Raw genomic sequence first — 16,524 nt, 5'->3', positions numbered from 1 at the left:
GAGCGCGCAGCGACCCGGGCCGTGGTGAAGAGAGTTTGTCGAAGGGAGCACCACACCATGACTGACCGGGTCGTACTGGCGTACTCCGGGGGGTTGGACACCTCGGTCGCCATCCCGTATCTGGCAGAGCAGACCGGCGCCGAGGTGATCGCGGTCGCGATCGACGTCGGACAGGGCGGCGAGGACCTGGCGGCCATCCGGCAGCGGGCCCTGGACTGCGGCGCGGTCGAGTCCGAGGTGGTCGACGGGCGCGAGGAGTTCGCGGCCGAGTACTGCCTGCCGGCGATCAAGGCCAACGCCCTCTACATGGACCGGTACCCGCTGGTCTCCGCGCTGTCCCGGCCGCTGATCGTCAAGCACCTGGTGGCGGCCGCGAAGAAGTACGGCGGCACCATCGTGTCGCACGGGTGCACCGGCAAGGGCAACGACCAGGTCCGGTTCGAGGCGGGGCTCGGCGCGCTCGCGCCGGAGCTGAAGGTCATCGCGCCGGCGCGGGACTTCGCCTGGACGCGGGACAAGGCGATCGCGTACGCCGAGGAGAAGGGCCTGCCGATCGACGTCACGCACAAGTCGCCGTACTCGATCGACCAGAACCTCTGGGGACGCGCCGTGGAGACCGGCTTCCTGGAGGACATCTGGAACGCGCCGATCGAGGACGTCTACTCGTACACCGCCAACCCGGCCGAGCCGCGCGATCCGGACGAGGTCGTGATCACGTTCGACGCGGGCGTACCGGTGGCGATCGACGGCGAGACCGTCACCCCGTACCAGGCGATCCTGGAGCTGAACCGGCGCGCCGGGGCGCAGGGCGTCGGCCGGCTCGACATGGTCGAGGACCGGCTGGTCGGCATCAAGAGCCGCGAGGTGTACGAGGCGCCCGGCGCCATCGCGCTGATCACCGCCCACCAGGAGCTGGAGAACGTCACGGTCGAGCGCGACGTGGCCCGGTTCAAGAAGGGCGTCGACCAGCGCTGGGGCGAGCTGGTCTACGACGGCCTCTGGTTCTCGCCGCTCAAGCACGCGCTGGACGCGTTCGTCGACGACACCCAGAAGTACGTCAGCGGCGAGGTGCGGCTCACCCTGCACGGCGGTCGCGCGGTGGTGACCGGGCGGCGCTCCGAGGCCAGCCTCTACGACTTCGGCATGGCCACCTACGACACCGGCGACACCTTCGACCAGTCGCTCGCCAAGGGATTCGTGCAGCTCTGGGGCCTGCCGAGCCGCATGGCCGCGGCCCGGGACGCCCGGTTGGGCGGATCGGCGCAGTGACCCTCAAAATGGTCGGCGTGGACGACAAGGGCTTGACCGAGAACAGCGCCGGCACCAACCGTACGAGCCTGTGGGGTGGCCGGTTCGCCGGCGGCCCCTCGGAGGCGCTGGCACGGCTGTCGGTCAGCGTCCAGTTCGACTGGCGGCTCGCCCCGTACGACCTGGCCGGCTCCCGGGCGCACGCCCGGGTGCTGGCCGCCGCCGGCCTGCTCGACCCGGACGAGCTGGGCCGCATCCTCGCCGCCCTGGACGACCTGGAGGCCGCCTGCGCCTCCGGGGCGTTCCGGCCGACCGTGGACGACGAGGACGTGCACACCGCGCTGGAGCGCGGCCTGCTGGAACGGCTCGGCAGCCTCGGCGGCAAACTGCGCGCCGGCCGGTCCCGCAACGACCAGGTCGCCACCGACCTGCGGCTCTACCTGCGCGACCACGCCCGGGGCGTGGCCGCCCGGGTGGTGGAGCTGGCGGAGGCGCTGGTGGAGCAGGCGGAGCGGCACCTGGAGACCCCGGCGCCCGGGATGACCCACCTCCAGCACGCCCAGCCGGTCACCTTCGGGCACTGGCTGCTCGCCCACGTACAGCCGCTGCTGCGCGACCTGGAGCGGCTGCGCGACTGGGACCACCGCGCCGCGGTGAGCCCGCTCGGCGCGGGCGCGCTCGCCGGCTCCGGGCTCCCGCTGGACCCGGTGGCGGTCTCCAAGGAGCTGGGCTTCCGGACCTCCTTCGCGAACTCCATGGACGCCGTCGCCGACCGGGATTTCGTGGCCGAGTTCCTCTTCGCCACCGCCCTGATCGGGGTGCACCTGTCCCGCCTCGGCGAGGAGGTGGTGCTCTGGACCTCGCAGGAGTTCGGCTGGGTGGAGCTGGACGACGCCTTCGCCACCGGATCGTCGATCATGCCGCAGAAGAAGAACGCGGACATCGCCGAGCTGGCCCGGGGCAAGTCGGGGCGGCTGATCGGCGGCCTGGTCACCGTGCTGACCATGCTCAAGGGCCTGCCGATGACGTACGACCGGGACATGCAGGAGGACAAGGAGCCGGCGTTCGACGCGGTCGACACGCTGGAGCTGCTGCTGCCCGCGCTGGCCGGCATGATCTCCACGATGACGGTACGCGTCGACCGGCTCGTCGCCACGGCACCGGTCGGCTTCTCGCTCGCCACCGAGGTCGCCGACTGGCTGGTGCGCCGGGGCGTACCGTTCCGGGACGCGCACGAGGTGACCGGGCGCCTGGTCGCGCTCTGCGCCGCCCGGGACTGCGCGCTGGACGAGGTCTCCGACGAGGACCTGCGGGCGGTCAGCGAGCACCTCGACCCGAGCGTACGCAACGTGCTGTCGGTACGCTCCGCGCTCGCGGCCCGGACCACGCCGGGCTCCACCGGCCCGGGGCCGGTCGCCGACCAGCTCGCCGCCGCCGCGGACCAGCTGGAGACCTGGCGCCAGTGGGCCGCCGAGCAGGTGGTCCCGCGCTGAGCTGCCGGACTGTCAGGAGGGGCCTCTCGTCACGCGGGTACGCGACGGCGAGGGGCCCCGTCCGATTGCCGGGCTGATCGGACCGGACCGCGATGGTCGGGTCCGGACGGGGTGCGACGGGCCAGGCTGGAGGTCGAAAGGGGGCCTCGTGATCTCGGCACTGAACCGGCTCGTCGACCTGGTCGAGGAGCACCTCACCGAGGAGATCGACGTCGACGCTCTGGCCCGGACGCTCGCCACGACCGAGTACCACCTGCGGCGGATGTTCTCCTCGCTGGCCGGCATGCCGCTCTCGGAGTACGTGCGCCGGCGGCGCATGACCGTCGCCGCCGCGGACGTACTCCAGGGCGGCGACCTGCTGGGCATCGCCGTCCGGCACGGGTACGGCTCGGCCGAGGCGTTCGGGCGCGCGTTCCGGGCGGTGCACGGCGCCAGTCCCGGTGACGTACGCCGCGACGGCGGCCCCCTGCGCGCACAACCGCAGCTCAGGTTCCGCCTGACCGTCGAAGGGAGCACACCCATGGAGACCCGCATCGTCGACCGGCCCGCGTTCCGGCTCGTCGGACACGCCACCCGGGTTCCACTGATCCACCAGGGCGTCAACCCGCACATCCAGCGGCACATCGCCGCGCTGCCGCAGGAGGAGCACTCCCGGCTGAAGGCCCTGGGCGACGCCGAGCCGGCCGGGTTGCTCGCGGTCAGCGACGACCTCGACCCGGACCGCGCCGAGGGCAGCGAACTGACCTACCTGCACGGGGTCGCCACCGACCGCGACACCCCGGCGCCTGACGGGCTCGACACCATCGATGTCCCGGCCGGCACCTGGGCGGTCTTCCGCACCACGGGGCCCTATCCGGACGCCCTGCAGCAGACCTGGGCCGCGACCGCCACCGAGTGGTTCCCCTCCAATCGGTGGCGACTGCGGCCGGGCCCGGAAATCGTCGCGGTGCTCGACCGCGCCGCCGATTTCAGCACCGCGACCTGCGAACTGTGGCTGCCCGTGGAGCCGTCATGACCGCCGGACCCGCAGGGGTGCGGCACCGGAGATAGGACTGGCATCCGCCGGCCGGACGGCCGCCCGACCCCTGTGGTCCGGGCGGCCGTCCGGCGCGGTCCGGCGAGCCGGACCCCGGCGCGCGGCAGCGGTAGCTGCCTGACCCGGGAGCGCACCTTCTCCGACGCGATGTCTCCGACGCAATGTCAGAGCGTGCCTGACCCGCTCAGCCCCGAAGCTGGCGTCGTGACGGTCGGCGTAGCGCGTGGCCACCACGCCCACTGAACCACGGCAATCGCACCCCGTCATAGAAGAAAGAGTTCACGAGCGCATAGGTGGCGATGGTGAAGAGCGCGCCCAAGCCGAGACCGGCAGGGAGATAGAAGAGCGAGGACCTCGGGGGAACGTCGTACGGGCGCGATTGATCCGACTCGACGAGCATCGCGGCGAGAACCACCATCGCGACCAGCCCCCCGACGCCCGCCAGCAACAACAGCAAGCGGGACCACCTGGTGTGCCGGACGCTGTAGACCCTTACGTCGATCTCAGCCCCACAGCCACCGCACCGCAGGGAAACTGTCTTGACCCCCGCGGCTGGCCGTGGAACCGGGATCGGGTACAGCGAGTAGGTGAGGATCCGCAACGTCCCTTCCTTCCGCCAGTGCTGATTGTGCTGGAGATGCACCCGCGGATACTTGCCAACCTGCATCACGCCTCCTTCGCGGGTCCGGGGCCAGCCGCCCGCGCGTTCGATCGTGGCCGCGTACTCCAACGCCGCGACGATGACGCCACCGAGCAGTCCTCAGCCGGCAGCCTCGATGCCGGCCCTAGCCGCCATCGGCATAGACGAACAGTAGTGCGCTGTCTCTGCCGACCTGACCTTCGGGTACCCGCCCGCCCCGACCTGCTGACCGGCGCGGCCCGGCGCCGCGCTCACTGATCACCGCGGCGCGCGGCCCGGCGGTGCGCTCACTGATCACCGCGGCGCGCGACCCGGCGGTGCGGCCCCTCCTCGAAGCGGTACCACCATCTCCCTGTCAACCGCACGAGCGGTGCCGTCCGGTGCAACAAAGTTGCAACATTGACGCCCGTCGGCCATGATCTTCGCCATGTTCGACAGGAAGGGCGGCCACCGCCCAAGACGTTGAGCCGCGTCACCACCGGCCGAGCGCGGCCGGTGCGGCCAGTCCGCCGACCTCAGTCTCGACCTCGACCTCCCGCGCGACCGGGCCCCGCCCGTGGTCGCCCCGTCCGCCGGCCGCCGTCGTGGCCGGCCCGACCCCGGGTACGTCGATCGCGCCGATCCCCCGCACCCCGCGCCGCGGCCGTCCCGCCGACGTCCGCCGCCGTCATGGTGTCCGTGTTTCCGTTCCCGCGTACGGCCAGAGTCGTCCACCGTGGAGGTTTGCTGATGAGTGAAGGTCTGGCCGGAGCCTGGCGGGCGGTGTCGGCCGGGGACGTGCCGGCGACGGTACGCCACCTGCGGGGCGCCGCCGCCGACGCCCCGGTGGACGAGTTGGCGCGCGTCGTCGAGCGGCTGGCCACGGCGGTACGGCTGGACGACCTGGCCGGGGCGGCGCGACGGTTGGCCGACGACCCGGAGACGCCCCAGACGCAGTACGACTTCGGCTACGCCTGCATCGAACACGACCTGCCGTTCCTGGCGATCCCGCCGCTGCAACGGGCGCTGCGGGCGGTGCCCGACGAGCGGGCGGTCCGCTCCGAACTGGCCGTGGCGTACGAGGCGGAGCACCGGCACGGCGAGGTGGTGGCGATCCTGGAGGAGCGGGACGACACGCTGGAGCCCTGGCCGTACCGGTACCTGCTGGTCTTCAACGCCATCATGGCCGGCGACCTGGCGCGGGCGCGACACTACTTCGACCGGTTGCCCGAGCCGGAGGGCGGCGCGTGGCAGCCGGCGCTGGCCCGGGTACGCCGGATGCTCGACCGGGCCGAGCTGGCCGGCCGGCTCGGCCCGCTCGACGACCGGGACCTGCGCGGCTGGCACTTCGTGCTGACCGGCGGGGTGCTCGGCACGCTCTCGCCGTACGGCTTCGGGGCCGGGATGACCGGCCGCTGGGCGTACCTCCAGGACACCCACGCCCAGTGCCTGCTCGGCCTGCGCCGGCTGCGGCTGGTCCTCGCGGCGACCGGCCGGAGCCCGCGCAGCGTCTCGCTGCTGCCCGACCGATCCAGCCGGATCCTCGGGCTCGCGGCGGCCGAACTGCTGGGCCTGCCGGCCGAGCCGTTCGCGGCCGACGGCCCCGAGACCGTGGTGGTCGCCTACGACCTGCGCGACGCCGACGAGGAGTCGCTGGCGGCGCTGCACGAACGGGTCCCCGGCCAGCTGCTGTACGAGCACGCGACCTGCTGGACCAGCCCGCCCGCGGTGGCCGCCGACGTCAGCACCCTGCTGCACCAGGTGGTGGTGGCCCCGTGGGGGGAGCGGATGCGGCGGGTGGACGGCGACCTGGTCACCGAGCCGGCGGACGGGCGGCCGGCCGAGGAGATCGCGGCGGAGATCCTGCGCGCCGGCGCGGAGCCGGAGCCGGGCGACGGGGAGACCCCGGCCGATCCGGACGAGGTGCTGACCGGCTTCGCGGCGGGGGTGGCCGGCCGGTGGCTGACCGGTCCCCGGGACCGCAGCCGCTCGCCCGGCCCCGTCCGCAGCTCCCGCTTCCGGTAGCGGCCGGGCGGCCCGCGGCTTTCGCTTCCCGCCTGGCCCGGCGGGTCGGCGGACCGGGTGCCCGCGGGTAACGGCGCTCAGGCCGGGCGGAACCCGTCCGCCACCCGCTGCAGCCGGTCGCGGTACTCCTGCCACCAGGCCGGGTCGCTCGACGCCAGGTTGTCGTTGTCCGCCCGCACCCCGGCGGCGCCGTCGACGAGTTCCCGGACGATGTCCGCGTGCCCGGCGTGCCGGTCGGTCTCGGCGATGAGGTGGACCAGGACGCGGTGCAGGGTCACCCGGTTGCGCTCGGCCGGCCACCAGGGCACCACACCGACCGCGTCCAGCCCGAGCTGCTCGATGGTCGCGTCGGAGTGCGCCCACACCCGGCGGTAGAAGTCGACGACCACGTCGCGCGACTCGTCGGCGGTGGCCCACATGTCCGCGTTCGGCTCCGCGCCGTCCTCAAGCCCCGGAAGCGGCGCGTCGAGCGGCCGGCCGAACGTCTCGCCCAGGTACCCCGACTCCGTCAGCGCGACGTGCTTGACCAGCCCCAGCAGGTTGGTGCCGGTCGGCGTCAACGGGCGACGGAGGTCGTACTCCGAGAGCCCGTCCAGCTTCCAGAGCAGCGCGTCGCGGGCGGCCTGCAGGTACATGCGAAGGTCGGCCTTCGGATCCGATTCCATGCCGACCAGGATGCCACCGCTCGCGGGGCCACTTTCCCCGGGCGGGTGATTCAGGATCCCGTGCGGTCCCCTTCCCCGGGGAAGACCGGGCGGGGCCCCGCCCGTGACCGGGCGAGGCCCCGCCGGCACCTTCGGGGCGGGTCAGGAACGCCAGCCGGCGTCGAGCCGGCGCTGGAGGCTGGCCACCGCGTTCGGTACCAGCTGCGGTGCGGCGGTCCGGGCCGTCGTGGGCGCGCCGCCGCCCGGGTACGCCGGACGGGTGGCCGTGAAGAGCCACGCGTCGAAGAGCGCGTCGAGCTGCCGGTGGCTGACCCGCTCGGCGTACGCGATGAACTCGGCGGTCGAGCCGTTGCCGTTGCGGTTGCGGGCGTACCAGCCGCGCGCGATGCGCCAGAAGTCCGCGTCGCCGACGGTCATCCGCAGCGCCTGGAGGGTCATCGCGCCCCGGGTGTAGACGGAGTCGTCGAAGAGCCCGTCGACGCCCGGGTCACCGGGGGCCGGAGCCCAGTAGCCGGCGCTGTCCGGCTGGGCGTAGTAGAAGTCGAAGATCTCCTGCGGGGTGCCCTCGCCCAGGTGCTCGCTCCAGAGCCACTCGGCGTAGCTGGCGAAGCCCTCGTTGAGCCAGATGTCCTGCCAGGAGTGCAGGCCGACGCTGTCGCCGTACCACTGGTGGGCCAGTTCGTGCGCCACCACGTACGTCTCGCCGGTGGTGGTCTCCTCGTCGAAGAAGTACTTCGAGTAGACGGTACGGGTCTGGTTCTCCAGGGCGAACGCGAGGTTGTCGTACGCGTCGACGATGCCCCCGTTCGCCTCGAACGGGTACGGGCCGAACTGCCCGACCAGGAAGTCCGTGATCTCACCGGTCCGGCCCAGCGCGTCGTCGGCCAACCCCGGCGGCAGCGCCGAGTCGACGGCGAGCACCATCGGCCGACCGTGGTGCAGCGACTGGGTCAGCCGGAACTCGCCGACGGTGGCGGTGGCCAGATAGCTGATCATGGGGGTCAGCTCCGCCCAGCGCCAGGTGGTCCAGCCGCCGCGGGTGCTGTGCCCGAGCGGTACGCCGTTGCAGATCGCGGTCAACCCCTGCGGCACCGTCACCGCGAAGGTGTACGTGGCCTTGTCCCGGGGGTGGTCGTTCACCGGGTACCAGAAGGCCGCGACCTCCGGCTGCCCGGCGACCACGGCGCCGTCGTCGGTGTGCATGAAGCCGGTCTCCAGCGTGGTCCCCGGCAGCATCGCGGTCTCCGGTACGCCGTGGTAGCGCACCTCGACGGTGAAGCTCTTCCGGTCGGCCAGCCGGCTCACCACGGTCAGCTCGTGATCGGTACGCGACCAGGCGGCGCGGCGGCCGTCGACGGTGACCGCGTCGACGGTGAGCCCGACCAGGTCCAGGTTGAAGCTGGAGAGGTTCTGGGTGGCGCGCGCCCGGATCACCGCCCGGCCGGTCAGCTCGTCGCTGCTCGGCTGGTAGCGCACGTCCAGGTCGTAGTGGAGGACGTCGTAACCGCCGTTGCCGTAGGTCGGGTAGTAGGAGTCCCCGACGCCGGGAGAGCCGGGCCGGTAGCCGCCGCCCGTGGCCATGCCGGGCGTCGCCCCGGCCAGCGCCACCGCCAGCCCGGCCGCGACCGCCGTGCCGAACCGTCTCATCCGCATCTCCATGTCCGCCCCCGGAGCGACTCGATCAGCGTGGTCAGTTCGGACCCTAGCAATCGACACATGGGCCCGCATGGATTGTCCAGGCCCTTCGCCGTCGTCCGGTCGGTTCCGGCGCGCCTCGTCCGGTCGGCCCCGGCGCGCCTCGTCCGGTCGGTCGCAGTCGCACGGCCCTCGTCCGGTCGGTCCCGGCGCCGCTCCAATGCGGGACTTCGCGGTGTGCCGCCGCCGGGAACGACCGTCGCGGACCGGGGAGAGCGCGCCGCTCCCCGGCGCTGTTACGAGCCGGTCAGCGCGCCGGTCCGGTGCGCAGCGTGACGGGGTAGCCGTAGGTCGACGCGAAGAGCGATTCGAGTTCCGCGGGCGTCGTCCGGTACGTCTGGGTCCCCTCGCGCCTTCCGTTCAGCCCGGCCGTCAGGGCGGCCACCCGGCCGGCGGTCACCGGGTCCAGCCCCGACAGCATCCCGCCGAGCAGACCGGCCACGTACGCGTCGCCGCAGCCGGTGGGGTCGACCGCCTCGCCGCTCAGGTACGCCGGCACCTCGGTACGGTCCGCGCCGACCATGATGGTCGAGCCGGCGGCGCCCCGCGTGAGCGCCAGCAGGCCGACCAGGTCGGACAGCCGGTCGAGGTCGGTGCCGGTACGGTCCACGATGACGGCCGCCTCGTGCTCGTTCACCACCAGCGCCTCGGCGACCGCGATGATCTCCAGCAGGTCGGCGGCGGAGAGCGTCTCGACGACCTGCCCCGGCTGGAAGAGCAGCGGGATGCCGGCCGCCGAGAACTCCTTCGCGTGTCGCTTCATCGCCGGGCCGTTCGTGGGCGCCACGACACCGTACGAGACGTTGTGGTGCGGGCCGATGCCGTACATGGACGAGTGGGTGGCGGCGCCGAGGTGGTGCGCGGTGATCTGGGCGCCGTCGACGTCGGTGAGAATGGTGCAGCTCGACGTGGGTTCCTCCGGCACGACGGCGATGCGGGAGACGTCGACGAGTAGTGCGTCCAGGTGCCGCCGGTACGGGGCGAAGTCGCCGCCGACGACCGCGAGCGGTGCCGGCGTGATGCCGAACTGCCGCAGCCCGTAGCTGATGTTGCCGGCGCACCCGCCGAGATGGGACCGGCGTTCGGTGACCAGGAAACCCATCTCGGGCGACTGGTCCTCGCCTCGCGCGCGACCGCCGAACCGACCGTCGACGCGAAATACGGTGTCGTAGGCGAGGCATCCGCCCACTACCACCACCCGGTTTTCGTTTCGCATTCGACCTCGCCGTCGCCGTCGCAATTCGAGGGTTGAATAGTGACGCGCTCGGCGCCGTTCCACCGTACGCCTCGCCCGTGCGATTCCGGTCCAGCACCGGAACGCGCCGGAGGACCGGCCCCGATCGCGTTCACGCTAACGACCGGTGACCACGGGCCACCATGTCGGCCGACGTGCCCGCTCCGTGCTGGTTAGCATGGTCCCGCCGCCGCCGGACCCTCCCGCCGGACGGCATCCGCCGCCGCGGCGACGGTCCCGACGGATACGACACCGTTAACGTATGTCAACGAGCACATTGCCGGCGCGGTCGACTCCGTGGAACGGGCCGCTCGTATCCGGTCAGCTTGAGTCATGGAATTCACCAACAATTTTCCCGGCCGCGGCGCCGCCGGAAAGCGCGGGGCGCGGCGGGTCGGGAGCCGCCGGAGCGGGGCGCGGCCGGCGCTCGTCAGCATCCTCTGGAAAGTGATCGCGTCGGTCTGCCTCCAGTTGGCGGCCGGCGCCGTCGAGTTTCCCGGGCCGGCCGGCGCCGGAATGCGGATCGCGGCGCTCACCGCGTCGGTCTGGCTCCAGCTGCGCGCCGCCGAGCAGGCCCAGCGCCGTGCCGACAGTCGCCAGGGGCGCCGGCCGATCGGTTCCCGTCGCCGGCCGGCCGACCGGGCCGACACGCATGCGAATGGTTGATTGCACCGCCCGCCGCGCGGCGGAGATGCTGGATCACCCACGACGATTCAGGGGCCCAGGTGATCGATAGAGGTCGGTTCTGGTCGCTGCTCGCGCCGGCGGACCGGGACGCGCTCGAACGGATCGGACAGCGCCGGCGGTACGGCTCCGGCGAGGTCCTGCTGCACCAGGCGGAGCCGTCGAACCACATCCTGATCCTGCTCTCGGGGTCGGTCAAGGTCACCTGCAGCGACGCCGAGGGGCGGGAGGTGGTGCTCGCGCTGCGCGGGCCGGGCGACATCCTCGGCGAGATGGAGGTGATGATCGAGGAAGCGCCCCGCTCGGCCGCCATCCGTACCCTCCGCAACGAGGTCGACGCGCTGGTCGTGCCGGCGCGCCGGTTCGTCGAGTTCCTCGACCGGCACCCGGCCGCCTGGCGGAGCCTGTACACCGTACTCGCGCTGCGCCTGCGCGAGGCGAACCGCAACGCCCGCGAGTTCGGCCGCACCGGCGTGCGGCAGGCCCTCGCCCGTCTCCTCTCCGACCTCGCGCGCCAGCACGGGGAACCGGTCGAGAACGGCATTGCCATCAGCGTCCTGTCCCAGGACGAGATCGCCGCCTGCATCTGGTCCTCGCGCGACGCGGTGGCGCACGAACTGCAACTGCTGCGCCGCAAGGGGATCCTCTCCACCGGGCGGAGGGTGGTGACGGTCATCGACCTCCCCGCGCTCGACCACATCGCCCGGCGCGGCGACGACTGACGCCCGGCCCGGCGGCATCCCGCGGGCGACGAGGCGGCGACACCTTGCGGTCGGCCCGGCGGCGACACCCGGCGACTGACGCCCGGCGACGCCGGGCCGGCGGCGCGCCACGAAAAATGTCTCCGGAGCCTGTCGAAAGCGGCCGGCTCCGTTCGACGCGTTGGTGGAGGCTGGTGAAACGGCCAGCCCCGGCACCGACCGACTGAGGAGACGGACATGCGGTACATGGTGATGCACAAGTTCGACGACCGGGACACCGCCGCCTGGAAGCCGACCCCGGAGTTCATGGAGCGGATGGGCGCCTTCATCGAGGAGGCGAACAAGGCCGGCGTGCTGCTCGCGGGCGAGGGACTGCGGCCGAGCTCGGAGGGGGCCGCGACGATCAGCGTCAAGGACGGCAAGGCGACGGTGGTCGACGGCCCGTTCGCGGAGGCGAAGGAGGTCATCGCCGGGTTCGCCATCCTCCAGGTCCGCGACCGGGCCGAGGCCGTCGAGTGGGGGACCCGCTTCGGGGCGCTCTTCGACCATGTCGAGATCGAGGTACGGCGGGTCGCGGAGTTCAGCGACCTCGCCTAGCGGTCCCACCGGCGTGGCCGTCACCCCCGGGCGATAGTTTTGGCCGGTGGCGGCCACGGAGACGAATCAGGCGATCGAGGCGGTCTGGCGGATCGAGGCGGCGCGGGTCATCGCCGGCGTCGCGCGGCTCGTCGGCGACGTCGGTCTGGCGGAGGAGTTGGCGCAGGACGCCCTCGTCGCGGCACTGGAGCAGTGGCCGGCCGAGGGCGTACCGCGCAACCCGGGCGCCTGGCTGACGACCACGGCCAAGCGCCGCGCCATCGACCAGATCCGCCGCCGCGAGCGGTTCGAGCGCAGCCTGCCCGACCTGGTGACCCCGGAGACGGCGGAGGCGACCGACTTCGACGTGGTGCTCGAGGAGGACCCGATCGAGGACGACCTGTTGCGACTCATCTTCACGTCCTGCCACCCGGTGCTGGCGCCCGAGGCCCGGGTCGCGCTGACGCTGCGGCTGCTCGGCGGGCTGACCACCGACGAGATCGCCCGGGCGTTCCTGGTGCCGTCGGCGACCGTCGGGCAGCGGATCAGCCGGGCGAAACGGGCGCTGGCCGAGGCGCGGGTGCCGTTCGAGCTGCCGGTCGGCGCGGACCGTACCGAGCGGCTCGCCTCCGTACTGGAGGTCATCTATCTGATCTTCAACGAGGGGTACTCCGCGACCGCCGGCGACGACTGGATGCGCCCGGCCCTCTGCGAGGAGGCCATGCGCCTCGGCCGGGTCCTGGCCGGCCTGATGCCGCACGAGCCGGAGGTGCACGGCCTCGTCGCGCTGCTGGAGATCCAGGCGTCGCGCGGCGCCGCCCGGACCGGCCCCGACGGCGAGCCGATCGTCCTGCTGGAACAGGACCGGCGGCGCTGGGACCGCCTGCTGATCCAGCGGGGGCTGGCCGCGCTGGAGCGGGCCGAGTCGCTCGGCGGCGGCCCGTACACCCTCCAGGCCGCGATCGCCGCCTGCCACGCCCGGGCCCGTACGGCGGAGGAGACCGACTGGGCGCGGATGGCCGCCCTGTACGCGCGCCTCGCCGAGCTGACCCCCTCGGCGGTGGTGGAGCTGAACCGGGCGGTGGCGGTGTCGATGGCCGAGGGCCCGGAGGCCGGCCTGGCGGTGCTGGACCCGCTGCGGGACGAGCCGTCGTTGCGCCACTACCACCTGCTGCCGAGCGTGCGCGGCGACTTCCTGGCGAGGCTGGGCCGGGCCGCGGAGGCGAGGGCCGAGTTCGAGCGGGCGGCGTCGATGACCCGCAACGAGCGCGAGCGGAGGTTGCTGCTCGACCGGGCCGCCGCCTGCGACTGACCGGCGCGGCCGTCGACCGGCACGACCCGGCCCGGGCCGCTGCCACGGTGGCGCGGAACCGGCGCCCCACGGACGCCCCGGCCCCCCGGGGTCGCGGGGTCAGGGCGTGTGCGCGCCTCGCGACGGAGGCAGGTCGAACGTCGGGAACAGGCTGACGTCCTGGAAGCTGACGACCCGACTGATCGAGTCTCCCGTGATCGACAGGACCTGCACCGAGTGCGGATGGTGCAGTCCGTCGGGCTTGCGCAGGTAGGTCGCGACCGCCGGCGCGCCGTTGGCGGCGGTCGGCAGCAGCCGCCAGAGCCCGGCGGTGGCGAACAGGTGCGTGGCGACGAACCCGACGACGGTGCTCCGGCCGGAGAACCAGGTCCTGAACGGCGGCATCTCGAACTTCACGTCCTCGCTGAGCAGCCGGGCGAGGCCGTCCACGTCGGCGTGTTCGAACGCGCGGACGTAGCGGTCGAGCAGGGCCCGCCGGCCCGGGTCGTCCGGCTCGGTCACGTCGTGCTGCGCCGGTGCCGACTGGGCGATCTGGGCGCGGGCGCGCTGCAGCGCGCTGTTGACCGCGGCGGGAGACGTCTCCAGCAGCGCCGCGACCTCGGCCGCGGGCCAGTCCAGCACGTCGCGCAGGATGAGCACGGCCCGCTGGCGAGCCGGCAGGTACTGCAGGGCGGCGATCAGCGCCAGGCGGACGCTGCCGCGCAGGACGGTCGCCGCCGCCGGGTCGACCGGGCGGGGGAGCAGGAACTCGGGGACCGGCTGCAGCCAGGGGATGTCACTGTCCCGCTCCAGCGTCACGGTGGCGTGCTCGGCCGCGCCGGCCAGACCCGACGGCAGGGGGCGTAGCCGTCGCTGTCCGAGCGCCGTGATGCAGGCGTTCGTCGCGATCCGGTACAGCCAGGTCCGCAGGGAGGCCCGGCCAGGGTCGAAGCTGTCGAACGAGCGCCAGGCCCGCAGCAGGGTCTCCTGGAGCACGTCCTCCGCCTCGTGGATCGACCCGAGCATCCGATAGCAGTGCACGAGCAGCTCCCGGCGGAACGGATCCGAGAGCCGGGCGAACGCCTCGCCGGTGGTTTCGGTACTCGTCATCGGTCCCGCCCCCCTCGCGCCGAACCGCGCGACCGCGTCTGATCCTCGGCACCGCCCCGCCTCGGGGCATGCCGGGCGCCAAGGCTAGCCGGCTGCGGGCGGACCGACGACCGATGATTTCGCGGGCATCGCTCGGTATGTACCCGTGACGGGGGCGCCACCGCCGGCGAGGTCCGCCGGTTCCCGAGCGCGCCGCCGTACGGAACGGAGAGGGAATGATCGGCGCGGACGCTGCCGCGACGGCGGGAGGGCAGTCCCGGGGCCACCCCTGGGCGTTGCTCGCGGTGCTGTTGCTGGGGCAGTTCATGGCGTTGCTGGACGTCACGATCGTGAACGTCGCGCTGCCCGTGATCGGGCGGGACCTGCACTCGTCGGGCGCGGCGCTGCAGCTCGTCGTCGGCGGCTACACGATTTGTTACGCGATGTTGTTGATCACGGGAGCCCGGCTGGGCGACCTGTACGGGCGGCGCCGGATGTACCTGCTCGGTGCCGTCGGCTTCACGGTCGGCTCCCTGCTCTGCGGGGTCGCCCCGACCAGCCTCTTCCTGGTCGCGGCGCGGTTCCTGCAGGGCGCCGCCGCGGCGGTGATGGTTCCGCAGGTGATGAGCGTGATCCAGATGCGGTTCACCGGACCGGTGCGGGCCCGGGCGCTCAGCGCCTACGGTGCGGTCCTCTCCCTCGGCGCGGTGCTGGGACTGGTCCTCGGCGGTGTGCTGGTCGAGGCCGACCTCTTCGGTACCGGTTGGCGGCCGGTGTTCCTCGTGAACGTCCCGCTCGGCGCCCTGCTGATCGCGCTGGTGCCCCGGCTCGTGCCGGCCGACGAGCCGACCGGACGGCGGCGGCTCGACCTCGGGGGCCTCGTCGTCTCCGCCGCCGCGGTGTTCCTCGTCGTACTGCCGCTGGTCGAGGGGCACGAACTGGCCTGGCCGGCCTGGACCTTCCTCGCCCTCGCGGCCGGCGTGCTGCTTGCCGCGGTCTTCGTACCGATCGAGCGCGCGATCGTCCGCCGGGGCGGTGACCCGCTGTTGAACCTCGAGGTCGTACGGGCGCCCGGGCTCGGCGCCGGACTGGTCACGCTGCTGCTGATGCAGGTCGGCTACGGCGGATTCCTGTTCAGTTTTGCGCTGCACCTGCAGTCGGGCCTCGGCGACGGCGCGCTGCGCGCCGGCCTGACGTTCGTGCCGATGGCGGCGCTCTTCGGGATCGTCGGTTTCTCCTGGCGGGCCCTGCCCCGGCGCGCGCAGCCCGTGCTGCCCGGACTGGGCCTCGTGCTCTGCGTGGCGGGCTACCTCACCATGTCGGCCGTGCTGCGCGACGGCTCGCACGGCGGCCCGTGGCTCTGGGCGGCGCTGGTGGGGTACGGCGCCGGGATGGGCGCCTCGTTCAGCCCGCTGCTGACCCAGTCGCTGGTGCACGTACCGCCGACCCGGGCGGCCGACGCGAGCGGCCTCTTCACCACCACCATGCAGCTGGGCCAACTGACCGGCGTCGCCGCGTTCGGGACCGTCTTCCTGTCGGTCGCGCAACCCTTCACGGTCGCCTCCTCGGCGCGGGCCGTCTCCGGCACGTTCGACTGGTTGGCGTTGCTCGCGGCCGTCGGCGCCGTCGCCGGACTCCTGCTGGCCCGCACGGTCGTCCGGTCCCAGGCGGCCGGCGCCGAACCACCACGAACCGCCGTACCCACCGATTCCCGAGTAGGAGCATCCCGATGAGCAGCAGCATCACCGTCGTCCGGTACGAGGCCCGCCCCGAGGCGGTGGCGGAGAACCGGCGGCTGGTCGAAGCGGTCCTGGCGGAACTCGCCGAGCGTCGGGAGGAGCGGGTGCGGTACGCCGTACTCCTGCTCGACGACGGCGTGACCTTCCTGCACCTGCTCCGCTCGGAGGGCGACGAGAACCCCCTGCCGCAGCTGGACGCGTTCCGGCGGTTCCAGGCGGGTCAGGCCGACCGCGCCGTCACCGGCACGCTGACCCGGTCCGGCGCGACGCTCGTCGGCGCGCACCGGCTCTTCGACCGGTCGGTCGCGTCCCCCGGCCCGGTCACCGAGGAGTGAACACCGGGCGCAGGCGACCCGTGCGGAGGCCACCCGGGCGCGGGTGAACCGGGCCGAGGTGACCGGAGGCGGCGCGCGGGCCCGGGCCCGCGCG

Annotated in this window: 15 protein-coding genes; 10 read left to right on the top strand and 5 right to left on the bottom strand. The window is 73.2% G+C overall.

Annotated elements, in window-relative coordinates:
• Window positions 1–57 precede the first annotated feature (57 nt).
• The 3 genes from AB0J86_RS32810 to AB0J86_RS32800 all read left to right on the top strand — a co-directional run bounded on the left by AB0J86_RS32810 (window position 58) and on the right by AB0J86_RS32800 (window position 3,756).
• Window positions 58–1,269, top strand: coding sequence for an argininosuccinate synthase (locus AB0J86_RS32810; protein ID WP_363861558.1), 1,212 nt, complete (start codon window positions 58–60; stop codon window positions 1,267–1,269).
• A gap of 8 nt (window positions 1,270–1,277) precedes the next feature.
• Window positions 1,278–2,741: an argininosuccinate lyase gene (argH, locus tag AB0J86_RS32805; protein WP_363861605.1), complete on the top strand. Its 1,464-nt coding sequence runs from the start codon at window positions 1,278–1,280 to the stop codon at window positions 2,739–2,741.
• Between the two features lie 148 nt (window positions 2,742–2,889).
• On the top strand, window positions 2,890–3,756 hold the full coding sequence (locus AB0J86_RS32800; RefSeq protein WP_363861557.1) for an AraC family transcriptional regulator: 867 nt from the start codon (window positions 2,890–2,892) through the stop codon (window positions 3,754–3,756).
• A gap of 205 nt (window positions 3,757–3,961) precedes the next feature.
• Here AB0J86_RS32800 and AB0J86_RS32795 read toward each other — a convergent pair whose 3' ends face one another.
• Window positions 3,962–4,444 carry a hypothetical protein gene (locus AB0J86_RS32795; RefSeq protein ID WP_363861556.1) on the bottom strand — a complete coding sequence of 161 codons (483 nt, stop codon included), beginning with the start codon at window positions 4,442–4,444 and terminating at the stop codon, window positions 3,962–3,964.
• Window positions 4,445–5,146: 702 nt separating this feature from the next.
• Between AB0J86_RS32795 and AB0J86_RS32790 the strand changes: the two genes are divergently transcribed.
• The gene (locus AB0J86_RS32790) at window positions 5,147–6,421 is read left to right on the top strand and encodes a hypothetical protein (protein WP_363861555.1); all 1,275 of its coding nucleotides are present in this window, start codon (window positions 5,147–5,149) and stop codon (window positions 6,419–6,421) included.
• A gap of 77 nt (window positions 6,422–6,498) precedes the next feature.
• Here AB0J86_RS32790 and AB0J86_RS32785 read toward each other — a convergent pair whose 3' ends face one another.
• The 3 genes from AB0J86_RS32785 to AB0J86_RS32775 all read right to left on the bottom strand — a co-directional run bounded on the left by AB0J86_RS32785 (window position 6,499) and on the right by AB0J86_RS32775 (window position 9,997).
• Window positions 6,499–7,086 (bottom strand): DinB family protein, encoded by a 588-nt coding sequence (locus tag AB0J86_RS32785; protein ID WP_363861554.1) that lies wholly within the window; start codon window positions 7,084–7,086, stop codon window positions 6,499–6,501.
• Window positions 7,087–7,227: 141 nt separating this feature from the next.
• A complete protein-coding gene (locus tag AB0J86_RS32780) occupies window positions 7,228–8,733 on the bottom strand; it encodes a M1 family metallopeptidase (protein WP_363861553.1) in 1,506 nt (501 codons plus the stop codon).
• Between the two features lie 295 nt (window positions 8,734–9,028).
• Window positions 9,029–9,997 carry a carbohydrate kinase family protein gene (locus AB0J86_RS32775; protein ID WP_363861552.1) on the bottom strand — a complete coding sequence of 323 codons (969 nt, stop codon included), beginning with the start codon at window positions 9,995–9,997 and terminating at the stop codon, window positions 9,029–9,031.
• A 351-nt stretch (window positions 9,998–10,348) separates the two neighbouring features.
• Between AB0J86_RS32775 and AB0J86_RS32770 the strand changes: the two genes are divergently transcribed.
• The 4 genes from AB0J86_RS32770 (at window position 10,349) to AB0J86_RS32755 (ending at window position 13,288) form a co-directional block, all read left to right on the top strand.
• On the top strand, window positions 10,349–10,681 hold the full coding sequence (locus AB0J86_RS32770) for a hypothetical protein (protein WP_363861551.1): 333 nt from the start codon (window positions 10,349–10,351) through the stop codon (window positions 10,679–10,681).
• Window positions 10,682–10,740: 59 nt separating this feature from the next.
• On the top strand, window positions 10,741–11,421 hold the full coding sequence (locus AB0J86_RS32765; protein WP_363861550.1) for a Crp/Fnr family transcriptional regulator: 681 nt from the start codon (window positions 10,741–10,743) through the stop codon (window positions 11,419–11,421).
• 216 nt (window positions 11,422–11,637) lie between these two features.
• Complete coding sequence (locus tag AB0J86_RS32760) at window positions 11,638–11,997, top strand: YciI family protein (RefSeq protein ID WP_363861549.1); 360 nt, start codon at window positions 11,638–11,640, stop codon at window positions 11,995–11,997.
• Between the two features lie 46 nt (window positions 11,998–12,043).
• Window positions 12,044–13,288, top strand: a complete 1,245-nt coding sequence (locus AB0J86_RS32755; RefSeq protein WP_363861548.1) for an RNA polymerase sigma factor — start codon at window positions 12,044–12,046, stop codon at window positions 13,286–13,288.
• Window positions 13,289–13,387: 99 nt separating this feature from the next.
• Here AB0J86_RS32755 and AB0J86_RS32750 read toward each other — a convergent pair whose 3' ends face one another.
• Window positions 13,388–14,377, bottom strand: a complete 990-nt coding sequence (locus AB0J86_RS32750) for a sigma-70 family RNA polymerase sigma factor (RefSeq protein ID WP_363861547.1) — start codon at window positions 14,375–14,377, stop codon at window positions 13,388–13,390.
• A 215-nt stretch (window positions 14,378–14,592) separates the two neighbouring features.
• Between AB0J86_RS32750 and AB0J86_RS32745 the strand changes: the two genes are divergently transcribed.
• Together AB0J86_RS32745 and AB0J86_RS32740 are read left to right on the top strand one after the other, a co-directional pair.
• Window positions 14,593–16,089: an MFS transporter gene (locus AB0J86_RS32745; RefSeq protein WP_363861546.1), complete on the top strand. Its 1,497-nt coding sequence runs from the start codon at window positions 14,593–14,595 to the stop codon at window positions 16,087–16,089.
• The gene (locus tag AB0J86_RS32740; RefSeq protein WP_363861545.1) at window positions 16,086–16,430 is read left to right on the top strand and encodes a hypothetical protein; all 345 of its coding nucleotides are present in this window, start codon (window positions 16,086–16,088) and stop codon (window positions 16,428–16,430) included. Before AB0J86_RS32745 ends, AB0J86_RS32740 begins: the two co-directional genes overlap by 4 nt.
• Window positions 16,431–16,524: the final 94 nt, after the last annotated feature.

Origin of the sequence: Micromonospora sp. NPDC049559 (assembly GCF_040676675.1) — a bacterium.
Taxonomy (GTDB): Bacteria; Actinomycetota; Actinomycetes; order Mycobacteriales; family Micromonosporaceae; genus JBFAPK01.
This window is presented reverse-complemented; position numbering and strand designations above follow the sequence as displayed.

Bases quoted from the DNA above. Each gene is read 5' to 3' on its own strand.
- AB0J86_RS32775 (WP_363861552.1), bottom strand. From the start codon at position 9,997: ATGCGAAACGAAAACCGGGTGGTGGTAGTGGGCGGATGCCTCGCCTAC.
- AB0J86_RS32745 (WP_363861546.1), top strand. From the start codon at position 14,593: ATGATCGGCGCGGACGCTGCCGCGACGGCGGGAGGGCAGTCCCGGGGC.
- AB0J86_RS32770 (WP_363861551.1), top strand. From the start codon at position 10,349: ATGGAATTCACCAACAATTTTCCCGGCCGCGGCGCCGCCGGAAAGCGC.
- AB0J86_RS32740 (WP_363861545.1), top strand. From the start codon at position 16,086: ATGAGCAGCAGCATCACCGTCGTCCGGTACGAGGCCCGCCCCGAGGCG.
- argH (WP_363861605.1), top strand. From the start codon at position 1,278: ATGGTCGGCGTGGACGACAAGGGCTTGACCGAGAACAGCGCCGGCACC.
- AB0J86_RS32790 (WP_363861555.1), top strand. From the start codon at position 5,147: ATGAGTGAAGGTCTGGCCGGAGCCTGGCGGGCGGTGTCGGCCGGGGAC.
- AB0J86_RS32760 (WP_363861549.1), top strand. From the start codon at position 11,638: ATGCGGTACATGGTGATGCACAAGTTCGACGACCGGGACACCGCCGCC.
- AB0J86_RS32810 (WP_363861558.1), top strand. From the start codon at position 58: ATGACTGACCGGGTCGTACTGGCGTACTCCGGGGGGTTGGACACCTCG.
- AB0J86_RS32785 (WP_363861554.1), bottom strand. From the start codon at position 7,086: ATGGAATCGGATCCGAAGGCCGACCTTCGCATGTACCTGCAGGCCGCC.
- AB0J86_RS32795 (WP_363861556.1), bottom strand. From the start codon at position 4,444: ATGCAGGTTGGCAAGTATCCGCGGGTGCATCTCCAGCACAATCAGCAC.
- AB0J86_RS32780 (WP_363861553.1), bottom strand. From the start codon at position 8,733: ATGAGACGGTTCGGCACGGCGGTCGCGGCCGGGCTGGCGGTGGCGCTG.
- AB0J86_RS32750 (WP_363861547.1), bottom strand. From the start codon at position 14,377: ATGACGAGTACCGAAACCACCGGCGAGGCGTTCGCCCGGCTCTCGGAT.